Annotated in this window: 22 protein-coding genes; 5 read left to right on the plus strand and 17 right to left on the minus strand. The window is 38.4% G+C overall.

The window, feature by feature from the left end:
* From DYP60_RS05385 to DYP60_RS05450, 14 genes are all read right to left on the minus strand, one after another.
* A partial coding sequence (locus DYP60_RS05385) for a DUF262 domain-containing protein (protein ID WP_165849508.1) occupies positions 1-1,204 on the minus strand: 1,204 nt, incomplete at its 3' end.
* Positions 1,197-2,885 carry a DUF262 domain-containing protein gene (locus tag DYP60_RS05390; RefSeq protein WP_117329871.1) on the minus strand — a complete coding sequence of 563 codons (1,689 nt, stop codon included), beginning with the start codon at positions 2,883-2,885 and terminating at the stop codon, positions 1,197-1,199. The genes DYP60_RS05385 and DYP60_RS05390, both read right to left, overlap by 8 nt.
* Before the next feature lie 401 nt (positions 2,886-3,286).
* A complete protein-coding gene (locus tag DYP60_RS05395; RefSeq protein WP_165849509.1) occupies positions 3,287-3,721 on the minus strand; it encodes a transposase in 435 nt (144 codons plus the stop codon).
* Positions 3,672-4,211 carry a helix-turn-helix domain-containing protein gene (locus DYP60_RS05400; RefSeq protein ID WP_117329873.1) on the minus strand — a complete coding sequence of 180 codons (540 nt, stop codon included), beginning with the start codon at positions 4,209-4,211 and terminating at the stop codon, positions 3,672-3,674. The genes DYP60_RS05395 and DYP60_RS05400 overlap by 50 nt, the downstream gene beginning before the upstream one ends.
* A gap of 482 nt (positions 4,212-4,693) precedes the next feature.
* Positions 4,694-5,398, minus strand: coding sequence for an ERF family protein (locus DYP60_RS05405; RefSeq protein WP_117329874.1), 705 nt, complete (start codon positions 5,396-5,398; stop codon positions 4,694-4,696).
* Positions 5,391-6,326: a hypothetical protein gene (locus tag DYP60_RS05410; protein ID WP_117329875.1), complete on the minus strand. Its 936-nt coding sequence runs from the start codon at positions 6,324-6,326 to the stop codon at positions 5,391-5,393. The genes DYP60_RS05405 and DYP60_RS05410 overlap by 8 nt, the downstream gene beginning before the upstream one ends.
* Entirely contained in the window at positions 6,326-6,601 is a 276-nt protein-coding gene (locus DYP60_RS05415; RefSeq protein WP_117329876.1) for a hypothetical protein, read from the minus strand. The genes DYP60_RS05410 and DYP60_RS05415 overlap by 1 nt, the downstream gene beginning before the upstream one ends.
* A 74-nt stretch (positions 6,602-6,675) precedes the next feature.
* Positions 6,676-7,008: a hypothetical protein gene (locus DYP60_RS05420; protein WP_117329877.1), complete on the minus strand. Its 333-nt coding sequence runs from the start codon at positions 7,006-7,008 to the stop codon at positions 6,676-6,678.
* A 73-nt stretch (positions 7,009-7,081) separates the two neighbouring features.
* Complete coding sequence (locus tag DYP60_RS05425; RefSeq protein WP_117329878.1) at positions 7,082-7,549, minus strand: JAB domain-containing protein; 468 nt, start codon at positions 7,547-7,549, stop codon at positions 7,082-7,084.
* Positions 7,546-8,025 (minus strand): hypothetical protein, encoded by a 480-nt coding sequence (locus tag DYP60_RS05430; protein WP_117329879.1) that lies wholly within the window; start codon positions 8,023-8,025, stop codon positions 7,546-7,548. The genes DYP60_RS05425 and DYP60_RS05430 overlap by 4 nt, the downstream gene beginning before the upstream one ends.
* 177 nt (positions 8,026-8,202) lie before the next feature.
* A complete protein-coding gene (locus DYP60_RS05435) occupies positions 8,203-8,433 on the minus strand; it encodes a hypothetical protein (protein WP_117329880.1) in 231 nt (76 codons plus the stop codon).
* 11 nt (positions 8,434-8,444) lie between these two features.
* Entirely contained in the window at positions 8,445-8,690 is a 246-nt protein-coding gene (locus DYP60_RS05440) for a hypothetical protein (protein WP_117329881.1), read from the minus strand.
* Positions 8,687-8,932 (minus strand): hypothetical protein, encoded by a 246-nt coding sequence (locus DYP60_RS05445; protein WP_117329882.1) that lies wholly within the window; start codon positions 8,930-8,932, stop codon positions 8,687-8,689. Before DYP60_RS05445 ends, DYP60_RS05440 begins: the two co-directional genes overlap by 4 nt.
* A gap of 101 nt (positions 8,933-9,033) precedes the next feature.
* Positions 9,034-9,654: a hypothetical protein gene (locus DYP60_RS05450; protein ID WP_117329883.1), complete on the minus strand. Its 621-nt coding sequence runs from the start codon at positions 9,652-9,654 to the stop codon at positions 9,034-9,036.
* Between the two features lie 788 nt (positions 9,655-10,442).
* On the opposite strand from DYP60_RS05450, the gene DYP60_RS05455 reads away from it, so the two are divergent.
* Positions 10,443-10,649: a hypothetical protein gene (locus DYP60_RS05455; RefSeq protein ID WP_117329884.1), complete on the plus strand. Its 207-nt coding sequence runs from the start codon at positions 10,443-10,445 to the stop codon at positions 10,647-10,649.
* A gap of 473 nt (positions 10,650-11,122) precedes the next feature.
* On the opposite strand, the gene DYP60_RS05460 is transcribed toward DYP60_RS05455, so the two are convergent.
* Complete coding sequence (locus tag DYP60_RS05460) at positions 11,123-11,449, minus strand: zinc ribbon domain-containing protein (RefSeq protein ID WP_165849510.1); 327 nt, start codon at positions 11,447-11,449, stop codon at positions 11,123-11,125.
* 267 nt (positions 11,450-11,716) lie between these two features.
* Here DYP60_RS05460 and DYP60_RS05465 point away from each other — a divergent pair, with 267 nt between their 5' ends.
* Positions 11,717-12,226, plus strand: a complete 510-nt coding sequence (locus DYP60_RS05465) for a hypothetical protein (RefSeq protein WP_117329886.1) — start codon at positions 11,717-11,719, stop codon at positions 12,224-12,226.
* Between the two features lie 70 nt (positions 12,227-12,296).
* Entirely contained in the window at positions 12,297-12,494 is a 198-nt protein-coding gene (locus DYP60_RS05470; protein WP_117329887.1) for a hypothetical protein, read from the plus strand.
* 419 nt (positions 12,495-12,913) lie between these two features.
* On the opposite strand, the gene DYP60_RS05475 is transcribed toward DYP60_RS05470, so the two are convergent.
* A complete protein-coding gene (locus DYP60_RS05475) occupies positions 12,914-13,762 on the minus strand; it encodes a hypothetical protein (RefSeq protein WP_133299290.1) in 849 nt (282 codons plus the stop codon).
* Between the two features lie 154 nt (positions 13,763-13,916).
* On the opposite strand from DYP60_RS05475, the gene DYP60_RS05480 reads away from it, so the two are divergent.
* The gene (locus DYP60_RS05480) at positions 13,917-14,090 is read left to right on the plus strand and encodes a terminase small subunit (protein WP_165849511.1); all 174 of its coding nucleotides are present in this window, start codon (positions 13,917-13,919) and stop codon (positions 14,088-14,090) included.
* A 174-nt stretch (positions 14,091-14,264) separates the two neighbouring features.
* Here DYP60_RS05480 and DYP60_RS05485 read toward each other — a convergent pair whose 3' ends face one another.
* On the minus strand, positions 14,265-14,516 hold the full coding sequence (locus DYP60_RS05485) for a hypothetical protein (protein ID WP_117329890.1): 252 nt from the start codon (positions 14,514-14,516) through the stop codon (positions 14,265-14,267).
* A gap of 157 nt (positions 14,517-14,673) precedes the next feature.
* On the opposite strand from DYP60_RS05485, the gene DYP60_RS05490 reads away from it, so the two are divergent.
* Positions 14,674-15,798: a hypothetical protein gene (locus DYP60_RS05490; protein WP_117329891.1), complete on the plus strand. Its 1,125-nt coding sequence runs from the start codon at positions 14,674-14,676 to the stop codon at positions 15,796-15,798.
* The last annotated feature ends 10 nt before the right edge of the window (positions 15,799-15,808 follow it).

Here is a 15,808-nt window from a genome sequence, read left to right on the forward strand (position 1 = left end):
TTGCAGACACCATAGCAGATAACCCCTCTGTTTTGAATATTCTATTGGCCCTTACCCACCATGAACAGCGAAAGGCCATGCTATATGATGATCGATAAAATTGAGCAGTAGAATACTGACCTTCTTCATATACAACTTCAGAAATTATCGAATCTACTGGCTGATGTCTCCATAAAGGGAAATCTAATGTCAGGTCTATATCATCTGATAGATTACTATATAAATGAAAACAATCATATAAATATTTAAACCCTTCCTGAGAAAAATATTTTGACTTTATTGAGTCGGGTTTGTCTTGCAGCTCTTGTATTAAAGGGTTTCGCTCTTCTGCTTTATATTTATCTCTCTCTATTGCTAATCTTATCATGATTATTGTAGATATAAATCTAAGAAAAGCTTTATCGATACTATTATCTCTTCGAAAATTGGTCCAGAAATAATCGGTCCAAACAGTGTCTACTCTTGTAAAAAAAGAATCTCTTGGATCTATACCTGGTTCGAAGTCATTCTCTATAGATAGTTTTAAAAGACTGGCTTTAAAATTTTCAAAGGCAGTCAATAGCATGCCTCTTGCATTCATCTTAATATATAAATCGTCAGTTAAACCGATATTCTCTAATTCAACAAAATAGAATGATATTAAGTTCTCTTTTTCCAATAGATCCCACAATCCTTCTATATCGAAAAATAGTTCATGAATATCATCAATTGTTCTTAACATAGAATCAATTGTTGGATCTCTTTTCCAAGATAAGAAAAACCAATTTGAATCAATAATGACTTCACTTAAAGTCATATCCTTCATTGGAATGTGAAAAAAATTATTAACAAGGCTCTGACAAAACTCTCTTGAAGATATTCGCGTCTCATAGGTGAACTTATTTAATAATTTTCTTCTTTCTTTATTATCTTTTACTATTTTAATCAAAGCATACCAATGCAATAAAAACAAAGTTGTTAATCGTTGTTGTCCATCAAGAGGCTGGAATGAACTATTCACGAAGCTACCATAAATAAAATCAAGTCTAATTTTTTTGCCACTAACTAGTGAGTCTCTCAATGCCTCTAAGAAATTTCTTCTTAATTCTTTTTTGTCAATCCTCCCTTGAGCATAATCCCTTTGAATAATTGGAATTTCAACTTCATACCTTTTAATTAAATCTAAGAAAGTAAAAACCTCACCGGAGTAGCATATATTATCCATTTGAGTCTCCTGAAGAAATGAAATTGTGTAATACATTGTATAAATCTTCTTCGTACTTATTTCTGTCATCTTGAGTCCAGAAAGATATTTTCGGTGGATACTCACTAAAATACTTTAGAAAAACATTTTTTGTACATAACGGGATGAAAGTACCTGCTTTATCTCGATTAATAATTGTTTTTCTCTTAATAGGGAAAATCGCATTTTTATAACCCCTATTTGTTTCAGAGTCTAATAGGGATAGATTCGAAATATCATTTATATCTTCATCATCAATTTCTGAATTAAAATGTAATACAATGTCCTCAAAAACCGATTTGAATTGAGTGTCATTAGACGTATCACATTCTTTTGCCCTCTTTATTAATTGTTCTGCATCTTCTTTTTCTGAATCAATAAAGACAATGGCATCTTTCAACCACGCATCTCTATTTTTATCTGGAAGACTATCTTTTACTGAGGTTATATGCTCAATATCCCAGCTTTCGTTTTTATAGAGATCAAATGGGAAGCGGGAGTTATCCTTTTCATTGTTTAACATTGTAAGAATATTATATAAGAGTAAAATATTCCTTACATGTTTATCGCCATATTGTAGATTATCTAACTGAACTCCAGAAACCCCATTTTTAATGAGTACGTCAAGATAATTTTTAAAACTTGATTTAGATGATTTATTAGATGTTATATATAGTTCTTTTATTGTAGTTTGTTCTGTACAGATCAAATAACCAATTTTATGGTACAGATCTCTCTCAGAAAACCATTCATTGAACCTTTGAAAATAATCCTTGACTTCTTTCCAATTCTTTTCTATATTACTTTGGCTTTTAATTTTAAATTTATTATTAAAATATCTAAATGTAGAATAAGTATCTGTTTCATCATTTTCTTCATTCATTATATTAAATATAAACTCTATCCGGTTAGTTGAAACTTCATTACCCGTTAAGAAATACCAAAACCGATCATCTTGAAGACTATTTTCAATGTTATCCCATTCAGATGCAATCTCTAATTGCTTTAATCTTAATTTATCAATTTGTTCTTTGTCAAAATTAGAACTATTTAGAAATAAGGCCTTAATAAGTTCTGCATTTGTTAAGGGAATTTTTCCAATATTTATACGAGTAAAAATTGAAATTGAATCTTCCTCTGTGCTTTCATACCAGATGATTTTTGAATTATATTTTAATTTTGATCTGAATTCGCCTTTATCAAATCGACTATCTTGTTTATCAAACCATTCTGAAATAGCTTTAAACGCTTCATTAATATGATAAAAATCTATATTTTCATAATTTTTTTCGTCTTCAATTTTTTCTAGAAATATTTTGGTATTTGTTCTTGTTTCATAATCAAGGGAAAATAACCTATCACGTTTATTTTCTACAAAATCCTGATTTAGATAATATAGGATTAAGTAGATGGTTGTTAATCTCTGTTGACCATCTATTACTTCATAATCAGCTCCATTCCTATTTTTAATTACAATAGGTTGTAAGCAATACCATGTTTTTTCATTCGTAGAATCTATCATTCTAGGAGTAAATTCATTTATATCATTCAGTAAATCAATAACTTCTTTTGGTGTCCATTTATAACCTCGTTGATATGATGGTATAAAAAATGAATATGGATTGAGCTCATTTACTATCTTTAGTTCTAAAACATTGTTCAATGTATACTCCTTTTAAAATAAACCATTCAAATAATATCATTAAGGAAAATTATAGATGATTACTTCATATATTTCACTTACTTTCTACTTTATTATCAGTAGAAAGTACAATTGTTGCATATTTTCCACAGAAACCGGGATTTTAGGCCCCCTGAAAGCGTTGATATGGTTACTCTCTAGTTTACACTTATGTAAGTGATGGCGCGCGCTTTGGAGACACTTTTCTAGTCCTCCGATCTCACTTCTAGACGCATTTATATGGAACGTCAATATCATTTGTGCTTTGATTGACACAAGGAACTAAGCTTTTGGTTTGGCACAGAGAAACCTGCAAAGAAATCATCGAGAGTGGCCTTGAGGTCTTCCTTGGAAGAGAAGTATTTGTTGTGCGTTTTTTCCCTTCATGTGATTCTCCAGACCCTTTCGATTGGATTCAGGTCAGGGGAATAGGGAGGAAGGAATTCAATTTCCAGGACATCCCTGATGTCCTGGTACTCATCCGATTCGCGGATGAGCCTTGCTGCTTTCCGGTGCCATGGGGCATTGTCAAGGATAAGGAGATGCCTTTCGAACGAATCATCTATCTCTTTGATATAGTCACGGATTGAGCCGATTACGGTTTCGAAATTGAACCAGTTGACTTCTGTGACGACCAACCTGCCCGTACGAGGGCTGAGGTACCCACTGTAAGAGATATTCGACTTGCCAGGTTTGGACTTTATCTTGGGCTGCTTCCCTATGGGTGCCCATTTCCTGGTGACGGAGGTGGTGACCTGGAAATGGACCTCATCCTGGTAGATGATCTCCAGATTGGGATCCTTTCCCCTCTCCATCATTTTTTTTAAAGTCTTCGCGCAAAGCCTGGCCATCGCCCTTGCTAGGCAGAGTCTGCGGGCGCTGCAGGGAGAACCCGAGTGTGTGAAAGAGCCTTTGGCATTGGCGGACGCTCATCTTTACACCAAATTTAGTTTCCACAAGATGGCTTACGCTTTTCCCCTCCCAGACATCGTAGCCATAGGCCGAAGGGTCACCCTCTAGCATGGATTTCAACGCTTCAAGCTGTGCGTGGCTCAATTTCGGGGGACGCCCTGTGGGTTTCCTTATTGCAAGGGACTCGTAGCCTTTTTCGGTAACCGCCTTGACCCAGCTTGTTATCGTGTTCTTGCTCTCTGAGCAGTACTCGCTGAGAAATGACGGAGTAAGGCCTGCAAGGACCAGAAGGACAAGTTCCACTTTATGCTGGTATTTTGCATCGTCTGTGGAATGGACAATCATTTTCCCTTCGATAATCAAAGATGCTTTGTTGTCAATTACTCTTGTGTGCATGGCGGTATACTCCTACAAGAACAGTATACTACCTCCCTTCAATAATTTAAAGTACAATTGTTTTTGTCGTTATATATATTCGAACTCTACCGTCACACGGTAACACTTGAACACACATACCAGCACCCAGAAAAACCAAAACCCAGTCCGAAGACTGGTCTTTTATGGGCGCGATTGGGTTTGAACCAACGACTTCTACCGTGTGAAGGTGTTTTGTTACAATACATAGAGATACGCACACTTCCGTAGGGTTCTATTGCTCAGTAAATTACACTAATATTCTATCCACTAAGCACCGGCTCATCCTGTCTAGTTCTATCAAGAATTCTTCACAATTTTCTTCACAAAAATTGGAGTTATTCCAATGACAAATTTTGTATCTTAACGCCTCCTTATCACCACCTTTCCTCCTAACGAATGAGGCACACCAAGGACTAACCTCACCTGTGCCCCATTTCATAATAATACGTAGGCTCTACCCCTTACGCAATATCAATATTCTTCATTGAACTCTTCTGGTCTACCAGGAAATCATGGACCTTCTTATATACCGAGTATGTGATATCCCTTGATGAAGTAGCACCAAACCTCTCAAAGACCTTTTTAGTGTTTTCAGTATGACCATCACAAAGCTCAAGAATCTCATTCCATGCTAACCTAACATTGAAATTCCCGACTGATAGTATCGGGACAGATTCGACCTTTGTTGTCACTCCTGGTCTAGCCTTATCACTCGAATTTGGCTCTTGAGGTCCTTGTTTCTTCCTGACCTGATGCGATTCACTATCTGGGTCAACCATATCAATTGTGGGTATGCATAATGCTTGTAACAAAGCATATTTGTGAGCAACTGCCATTGCCTTATTGGCTGCCTTGTCACCACTATCCATACCCTCGCCTATTACCACGGATTCGAAACAGGATCCATCTGTCGCATAGAAAGTATATTTGATGGTAAGAATCCTATAAATCAAATTCGAGCCCCTATTTGTCGTACGCTCTTCACTCCTCTCTGCTATCACTGTTGGCACAGTGAATACACCATGCCTCGCAAAGATAGGATGTACGGTATTGTACACATCATCGATTCCTCGAAAACGGAAACCCTGTTGTTGGTTCTTCTGGTTTTTGCCAATGGCATCAACATCAACGAGTATGGCTGACATAGCTTCATATATATTAGCCATTAACCACCTCCTTCTGTGAATTACCAAGAAAACCAAACTTCTGATAAAAAGAACATTTGGAAGCACACGTGCAATAATCGATGCATTTTACTGGTGTCCCAAGGCGATGTTCCAAGTAATGTCCTTTACCCAATTCAGCAAGGTGCCGTTCTGCATTGAATTCAGAATAGTGCCTTTTCACAGCATTCTTTCGACCATGTTTCATAACAGCCCAACACTCATCTCTCTCCCACCGTTCTTCACTGGTACAATCAGGGATCTGATTCTCTGGTAGATCCTTGTACCTTAGAACCTCCATGATTTTCTCAGAAAGATCAGCTTGCATATAAGCTGCTTCTTCACTATTGAACTTGCCTTTGAAGTGATAATCAATATTGACAATCGGCCGTTGTGGATAAGAACTGTCTCTTCTTGCCTGCGTCTTGCTCCAATCTTTCAAGAACACCGTATTACGCACATCTCTGACTGGAAAACCTGCCTTACTGAGCAAGAGCCAATAAATCCTTAATTGTTTTGCCCAATCACTTGTAGCACCTTCCCTTACTTTCATTTGATACGAATATACTCCTGTGGTCTTGTAATCAGTAATCAATTGTGTCTCAGCGTTATAGAGATCAAATCCACCCGATACCTTTCGATTTCCATACTCTCCACATGGTACGTCGATAGAGATCCGTTCTTCAGCCAACTCATGTTCTTCCTCATAGCCTTCCATAATGGAATGCACAGCTGAACCAAATACAGCCCAAATCATCGAAGAACAATCTTGTTCAAGCTCCTCCCAATGCCTTCTTGTAAGGATTATTTCTTTCGTACCTTTCATGAGTTCTGTGACCGAAAAGGTATCCCAATCAAATCGAGGATGATTGTTTATCAGACAACTTCTATAGTAAGGTTCAGGTAGATTAAATTTGTTTGTGATTCTCATTAGATTACCTCCTTAAGGGTGTCGGTGAGATCATTAGAGGAGCTTGGTGCTGCAACGCCTTGCTCCTCTCCTTTTTCCAATAAATCCTGTATTTGCTTCTCCAATTTGCTGGCCTTTGCAGAGTATTCAAACCAGTAGTCACGGAATTTATCACGTTCTTCTTGGAGCTCCTGGTTCCTTGTTTTCAGACTATTGTTTTCATCAACAACTTGTTTTAGTTCGTTCTGAGTCTTGTCCATGATTTCGTATAGATGCTGCTCATAATTCGTTAACATAATTCACTCCTTACACAATATTAGACATGAAAAAACCTCTCTCTCGAGAGGCACATTTTTGCAGGCTAATATTTTCATTCTCTATTCTGCTTACGGCTATAGTCCCTATACATCTTCATTCTTTCATCTATAGGGATAGCTACCCAATCTAGGTATTCTCCATAATGCCAGAATCGCTTTTTCCCCTTCTGGGCAGGATTGTCTCGATGACCGAAATTTGGCATCAACCAAGGTTTGTTGATCACTTCTTGTCTAGTCATCCCAAATGTGTTTCCAATCATGTTAACAGTAACAAAGACTGGATCATTGAACTCAAGGAGGTTTGTCAATTCCTTATATTTCACCTCTATCTCTTTGAACCTGTCATACTCCACCGCTGGGATTATGTAACCATCAATCTTTCCCATTTCTAGCATCTCCTTCTAACATAATTAATATTATTGCTGTAAATACAGCTCTAAATCTCTGTACCATAGGTATTCATAGTAAATTCATTTCTAGCATGCTTAAGTACCCCTTAGTGGGAGAAACTATGATATGGTCCAATACCTTAATTCCAAGAATTCCGCCAGCAATTTTCATTCTGCGTGTTATATCTTTATCTTCTGCACTTGGATCAAGACTTCCGCTTGGGTGGTTGTGACCGATAATTATTGCTGCAGAATTATCCTTGATTGCATGTTTGAAAACTTCCCTTGGATGAACCAGCGTTCTATTCAATAGGCCCAAAGAGACGAGATGGATGTTAATGACTTCATGTGCACTGTTCAAAGTTATACAGAAAAAATGCTCTTGTTCCTTGTAACGATATTTTTCCAGTCTATCCATGATTGGCGAATATACATCAGATGCTGTACGAATCTGAATTGCGGTCTCGCTTGCCAACATATGAATTAGCTGTTGTTTTGTATATTTTGCGAATTGGCTGTACGCCTCATGTTGAGTCATATAATCACCTCCCATTCAGTCATAAACGTCCCAGAATCGTTTATCTCGCTCAATGCATCAAGTTCCTTGTCTGTCAATTGTTCTACGCTCATAAGGACATTTTCATCAGTGTGGTCAAGCCCTGCATACAGCGCCAGGTACTCCAATTTCGAATATCTCTTATGAAGGCATTCTTCTGAACAGTAATTCTCTTCTCCATCATTGATGACAAATCCTTTGGCCATTGGGCTACCACAATTGGAACATACTTGTGTTTCAACACATTCCTCAGGGGCATCAATGTATGCTGTCACTTGCCTCATCATGGATTGAATCAGAGCAAACTGATCGATTGGCGTTCTGAATACATGTCTATCTTTATTCCATCTATTGACCTCTTCGTTTATGGCTGCATTCACCAGCGTGAGAATTAATGAGCGCACATCTCCTCCAAAATCGAGAGCAGATTTTTTATTATCCTTGTCTTTCTTTATCATCATTGTTATCCTTAACCACAGAAGACTCACCAGTATCAGTGATGAGCCTTCCTCAGAATTTTTGCATGACGGTGGCTGTCTTTGATAGTCACCGTTTTTATAGTCTTGTTCCTCCGATAGAGCCTGTACTTCTAACTGTCTGCAGGACATCTTCCTCTTCTTGCCAATACTGATAGTTCATGAATCACCTCCTTCTCCTGTCAGCGCATACCAGTCATCAATCAAGTCGTCGTCATCAAGGCTTGGATACCCTGAATACACTTCATCACGCCGTGTGTTGTATATGAATGATTGTGTCCAAGGATCATTGAGATACTGACACAAAGCCCAGTCACCGTGTCTTGCAGAAACATGCATGGGTAGTGTGACATGAAGCATCCCACTTTCTATTAATCTCTGATTCTCCATTACTGTTTCCTTCAGGCTTCAAAGCCTATGTTTATCATCTGCCTGCCTCCCGACAACCATTCTGCTACGATTTCATATAACCCATCAGCCATACCTTTGAGCTGCGCTATATGGAACACATGGCCATTGGATATATCATTTTCACTTGGTCTTTCCCCTTTGTACCTTTTCAAAAAAACATGGGTACTATCTATTTTACCCAATGCATATTGGTCTGTGAATTTTCCGTCAACGATATACATAGTTCCTGTTTTCATGAGAGCCCCCTACCCTTGAATTCCAGATGTTGTAGTTCCAAACCTGTCATTCCCAGCTTCCCAACGATACGTATAAACATTCCATTCCTCAGATACATAAGAGATTCTGATCCAAGCACTCCTGTTGCAATCACTGGCAGTGAAAAATCCTCAGTATGCCTGATATTAAAATTCACGGCATCATGATTGGTTCGTATCGGTGTACCCTCTACCACTCCTTCAAGAAGAACACTGTTTAGCATCTATATGACTCCTGTAAAAAAATACCCATCCATACGGATAGGAAGTCTTGGATTTCGAAGAACAATTTCACGCAATGAATCAACGTTTAGGCCAAAAGCTTTCATGCTGATTTCTTAATGATTCTTACTTCAGACTTTTCTTCCGCCATCGGGGGAATAATCTTGGAATACTTCTTTTCAACTCTTTTACATTCTTGGGCTTCAGCTATTGCAAATACCTGTCTGAAGGTCTTCCCTGCTACCGCTTTTCTCAAAGCTACTGCCTTGGTCAAGTCCTTTCCTGCCTCAACAAGAGCGTTGATATAGGCCTGTTGCTCCATGCTCTTGCAATTGGTTGGGGAAACCAGCACTTCAGCCTTGCCATTGTTGTCTACAATCTGGACACGAGCGTTTCTATCAAGACCGGATACCTCTACCCATTTGAAGGTTTTCTTGTCCTTGATGATGGTTACAGGGTGCAACTCCAGCTTCCAAAGCTCGGACTCTTTGTCGGTTTCGGCTACATCGGAAGCAATTTTAGCAAGGGTTTTGTCAAGCTCAGCAAGTAAATGACCGGCTTGACCTGCTACCAACATGATATCGCTGTTTGCCTCTTTCTGGATAAGAGCAAGAGCATCGGCAATGGCCTTTCTCTTTTCTGCGGCCAACTCTTTCTCGGTCTTCTCGGGTGCTGCAGCTGCTACGTTCTCTGTGGTCTTGGTGGTTGCGTTTTTCTTTGACATGATTGACTCCTAGGGTATTTTTACCCGTTATTGATTTTATGGACGCTCAAGCGTTCCACTATTGCCTACCTGGTACGCAATAATGCAATGTTCGAACGAATAAATTTATGCTATGGGCTGGTTTTAGCCAGCTGGTTTACTTGCGTATGCCTACGCTTTCAGTCCCACCCTGTAACCCTTTCGGGCATGTCCCCTAGGAAACTAGACATGTTGGTGTTTTGTCCCTAGTATTGGCTTCGCTATCGGATTATACCTACTCTGTATGTCCTCGGCCTCTAATGCACAGCAGTTAGTCCCAAAGTGTTACGGTATATCCCTTTCAATTCCATATACGACAAGCCTAAACCGTTCGTACTGGTACGCTTATACACAAGTCTGATGTCAAAAAACTGTCATAGTTTGGTGGTGTATCACCTCTCTATGTTGTGCCTTGTCTATCCACTCTCTGCTGCCCATGCTCCCCTCGAGGATTATGGAATGCAGGTGCTTCTTTCTTGCTACCCCGCAAGGTAGGGAAAGAGAATTGAGCTTCAAGGTAGGTTGGCTACCATCCTGTTAAAAATCAGTAGGCATTCGAACCAGAGAAGGTTCTCTGTACCTTGCGATACCCACCAGAACGTGGTTGCTATCAGTGGGTGTGTCCCACTTGACACTTGGCATACTACAAGGGGTGTGTACCACTTGTCAAGCTGTTTTTATACAAAATTTCACATCATTAGGTATTGTGGGTGTGTACCACTTTATGGTATAATGAATTAGATATAAAAAAAATATTTTGAGGTGGTTAAATGACAGAAGCAAGAAAGATATGGGAGAAGGAAAATAAAAGCCGATTCTCTATTAACTTCATGAAAAATACTGAAGCTGATTTGATTGATTACTTAGAGAAAAAACAGAAACAAGGAATACCAAAGGGAACGGTTTTAAAAAGGGGCTTAAGGTTATTAATGGAACAAGAACAAGCTGGTATAGACATACAGGATTATAATAACTAACAGTGCTAACAGGATTGGCATAGGGCAACCCCAATCGGGGGGTATATCCTGCCTATTCTTTACCCCTGCACCTATACAAGTGAACTAGCAGCTAACACGAGATTTCACCAAAACACCCCAGCACAACTTAATTATGTAGAAGACAGAGGAAATCAATTCAATTAGCTACAGAATAAGAACATAGATAATATTCTATACGACTCAAAACATACCAAACCACCTCACTGGGCCCTCTCACGCGCGATAGTTATAGTATTTTTATGCAATTAAGGTATCCTAAATCCCCGACAAAACACCATCATAATTGCATACTGACTGCATAAACAGTTCTAAATTGCATATTTGGTGCATATTCACAGCAATGAGGGGGGAGGGGTCAAAATTAAGGCAGGGGGGGCGGCGGATGGAAGCTAAAGGGGGTGGGGAATCTCTCCTCTACCTCTGTATATTGCTTGAAAGTTTCGGGATATGGACTATTGAACGCTGACGGTGAAACTGAGTGTAAACAATGGCAGGATTTTCTTTATTACAACCAACACGACACTAATGATTGCAAGCACAGTCAGTATTTTCGTAGAGACTGGGACGAGATCATGTCCACAATTGGGACACCTCTTTGCTGTTTTACTAACTTCTTTTCCGCAAGCAGGACAATAAATAGTTTCAGGGGGAAGATACTCGGGCTTAGCTGATTTCTGCTTCGGCTTAGCTGATTCCTGCTTATTATCGAGTTTAGCAACATACACTATAAAGGCTATACAAAGAATCACGGCTATAGTAATTATCGTATAAATAACCATGAATAAACTATACCACTCCAAAGATTGACAGTCTATAAAAACAATCCTGTTCATAATTATTACCCCATCCCCTCCTCTACCTCAATACATTGCTCAAAAGTTTTGGAATAGGGGTATAATAAACCATTATTGACTAATGGCGACAAGATGGCTTTTACATTACATTAGCATGTTGTTTTTATAATCAGGCTTTCCCCCGGTGATTTTCCTTGCAAACGATATAACCATAGGTGACAATATTAACACATATAAAAAGAGAGGATTGTTATGATAAAGAAAAGATTGTTTGTTATCATATCGGTAGTTGTTATTCTTCTTGCAAGTTCATGTACAACAGCCGATAAGTTGGAGCTGACTCCTTTATACAAGGTAAAAAGCCATGTAGTTCCAAATATCAAGGGTGACATAAATGTTGAGGAAATGATCATACATAAAGATGTTGGAATGGGCATAGGCAGCAATTTTGTAATTCTTACATACCTCGAAATGGTAGGTGAAGAGACTTTCGTACTGTATGTAGACTATACTGGCGGCTACTGGAAATTCATTGAAAAATTACAACTTAAAATCGACGATGAGTTCTTTACTCTGACTGATAAAGATCCTTCACGCCTTGTGCTCAATGGAGGCGTTGAGGAAAGGGCCGGATTTACACTGAGTGCTGAAATAGTTGAGAAGCTAAAAAACTGTTCGACTCTGATCCTGCAATATTATGTTGATCCATTCACGATGGATGCTGAAGCAATAAGCAATATTAAAGCATTCCTCAATAGGTAAAAGTCGAATATTAAGCAATCGGCAATATACAGAAGTATAACTCTAAGGGATTTAAGAAAAAGGTAAGTATATGAATACATATGAAGAACTCAAAGAACTCAAAAAAGCAAAAAGGTATGATAAGGCTATTTCAATAGAAATGACACTTATCGAAGAAGCGGAGGAGGAATCTAGAAGAGAAAAATGGGGTGTATCGCCAGCCCCATATTTAGAATTAGCGAAGTTATACTTAAAAAACAAGGCTTTTTTTGTCAATATAAGTGATTAGCTCAATTCGAGCATATGCGAAAGTAGTGTACTCTTCGGGTGGATGAACCCAAAAACAATGCACTTAGAACGCAATCTGAATGCAAAAAACAGCTATTCTAAACACTTTTCGGATTTAGTGATTTCGGAAAACACTTCCTTTTCTAATCAATAGTGAAAATACTAAAAACACTTTACTACACGAAATGAGCCAAAAACAAAAAACTCAGCAGCTGAAATTGAGATACTTGAAAGATACTTCTCACAGAAGCTTGCTAGGGGTCGAACAAAAGTTATCATAGCAAAGAGATATCAGAAGCTTGCCAAAAAAGAGGACCATGTTATTCCAGAGAAAATTAGTATGATTGTTGAGAAATCTATTTCTGGTTGAATTGAGGATTAGCTATTCAATGATTTGTTTGGGGATATGAAAGATTGAATTTATTTAAAAAGAAGTTCACAACATTCTTCCATGCCTTTCAGTGAAATTGATAGGTCTGTTTTCCATTCAGCTTCCCAGAACTCGTTTTTAAATTCATCCCTATGATTTGGCTTGTCCTGGAAATAGTGCTTTGTTAATTGAAATTTTTCTGCAATCTTTTTGAAAACTGCATATTCATTATTGTCAATAACTAAACTATCATGAGAATTTATACAGTCTCTATCCTTCATACAGAATCCAAGTCTCCATTCCTTCTCATCACTGTAGGATTGATCCTTTTGGAAAATACTCAATTCAAACGGAGGACTTTCATAATCTAATTCATTCCCTTTTGTGTATTCCACTCTATACCATTTTCCACTTGATATACAGCTCTCAAAATGAGCCTCCTCGAGGGCATCCAATACCTTTTGCGTAAACAACTTGACGTCTGTAATTGCTATATATTTAGATTGGCAGGAGAACTTTTTATGGAGGTAAGCTATTTCTTCTTCTGTTTCAGCTTGAGAAAAACAAAGAATATAGTACTGATTCAAAATAAAACTACTACAATCTATAGTTCCAGAATTAAATACAGATTCTCCGAATTTTCCATCGCCAGTTATTTTAATTCCTTGTCTATTTAGAACCTTTTGTTTGTATTCAGCTAAACCTTCTGACTTGTCTTTTCTTACCCCTTCAATTTCTTTGTATTTGTTAATATTTGATAGAAGTATTTTGCCTTTAAAGAAAGATTCTGCATATTCATTTTTTGAGAAAAAACGGTACAGGCGAGGAAAATCGAGCTTGTCAATATTTGAATAATCGAAACGAATTCTTTGAATAGTTTGCAAATCACTAATATTCATTAATATACCCCCCCCAAAAAAAAATAATTCATAATAGCTATTTTTAGTATGAATTAAAAACATAAACAACACAATGAAGTTTCAGTATCCTGCTCGTTACCTCACAGCCCTTCTCATGAGTGGAAACCTAGTATGGTTTATCCAGGAGGGCAAGATGGAAGACCATGAAGATGTAAATCTGACTGAGCTGACTGCATACCAGTTGAGGTTCATCGATGAATACATGAAGTGTGGAAACAAGCGTCAGGCGATGCTCAATGCCGGTTACAAGGGCAAGGGTAAACGCTCCACAGTGACCAGCAGCGTAGCCAAGCTCAACGTACCTTAGTTACATGAAGAGATTTAGAAAAGGCATAGGAAGCTTGTAAAAGTGAATCTCATCGAGGTAGAGACTGTGGATGAAAGGGTAACCGCACGTTTGATACTGCCTCTACCTCCATACATTGCTAAAATATTCGGTATAGGGGCTGTAATTAACCATGATTGACCAATTAAATAGGTTCTAATCCTGTTCGCTTCTCTTGTTATCGTTGTACGGATTGAGGCTATCAATTGAATCTTTCAATGTACATAACGACCACAATATTGCAGAGAGGAAAAATACAATAAGCCCACCTGATAGAGATTCAGTAATCCCTATGATGGTCAGACCTGAAAGTGAATATGTATATGCATAGGCATCTATATTCAGTACGACTACATACATAACGAACAACAAGCTGATGATCATCCCAATTATTGCCAATCCCTTCATATTAAGCCCCTTTCAAGATTGATTAAGTGACTCGGTTGCATAATCACTCACCGCTACATTCTAACTCCATTTGCTGTATACGTCCACATAATATCTCGTTACCTCCATCCCCTTTTCATGAGGGAATTTTCTTTATGGTTAGGGAAAGGGGATTGAGATGGAAAGCAATAATCTAAAAAATCAGATAGCAGAAAAACCTGCAGTAAAGGCTCTTGAAGCGCACATTGGACCAATGCCAACCAGAAGGAACAATGCGTTGGCTTGTGACACTCCTGTACTCACACAAGATGGATGGAAAAAGCATGGTGCTCTACAGGTTGGAGATTCTGTGTACACTCCAAAAGGATTATCCAGAGTCATAGCAACAAAACACTATTCTGATTCTCAATGTATGAAAGTAGTGTTCAGGGGCAATCAAGAAATTGTCTGTAGTTCCGGACATTTATGGAGAGCTCTGAAATGGAACTCAGCAAGGTTGAAAGGAGAAAAGCGTATCGGATGGGAAAGTAAGATATCCAAAACATCTGATTTGATGTCTAGTTATAAGAATCCATATATCCCTGTTACAGGCTTTTCAGAAATGCCAATGGTTGATCTACCTATTGAACCCTATACTCTCGGAGCATGGCTTGGTGATGGTGATAATAGTTGTGGTCGTGTATGTGGTCCTGATAATGAAGTATTTGAATCAATCAGAAAAGATGGTTACGAATTATCTGATAGCCATTGCCCTTCTCGGGCACCGTTTCAGACAAGAACAGTCTACAATTTGGTCAAGGACCTAAGAAAGCAAAATCTTCTCCATAACAAGCATATCCCACCGATTTATTTCACTTCATCTGTTAAGCAACGGTTGGCTTTACTGCAAGGATTAATGGACACTGATGGCAATATGTCCAAGACATATGGGAATGGGGCCACATTCGTACAAAAAGGCGAACGATTGTCTCTAGATGTTCTTGCACTTGCCAATTCATTAGGATTCAGAGCTGGCATTTGTAAAACGAAACTTGCTCACTATATCTCATTCTCAATATCTTCGATAGATTTGGTTCCTTTCCGCGTACAACGAAAAATCGACAACATCAAGAAGCTCAAGAGTCAGAAACAGAGTAAAAACTGGTATGTACAATCAGTTGAGGAACAAGAGACCGTACCTACCAATGCCATACGTATCCAAGATCCTGATGGTATATACCTCGTCGGTCATGCACTTATCCAAACATGCAGTGATCAGTCCATTTCCTTGCCTAAAGTCGATACTGTATTAAAGACAGGATAAAAATATCACA

This window comes from Sphaerochaeta halotolerans (genome assembly GCF_003429665.1).
Lineage (GTDB): Bacteria > Spirochaetota > Spirochaetia > Sphaerochaetales > Sphaerochaetaceae > Sphaerochaeta > Sphaerochaeta halotolerans.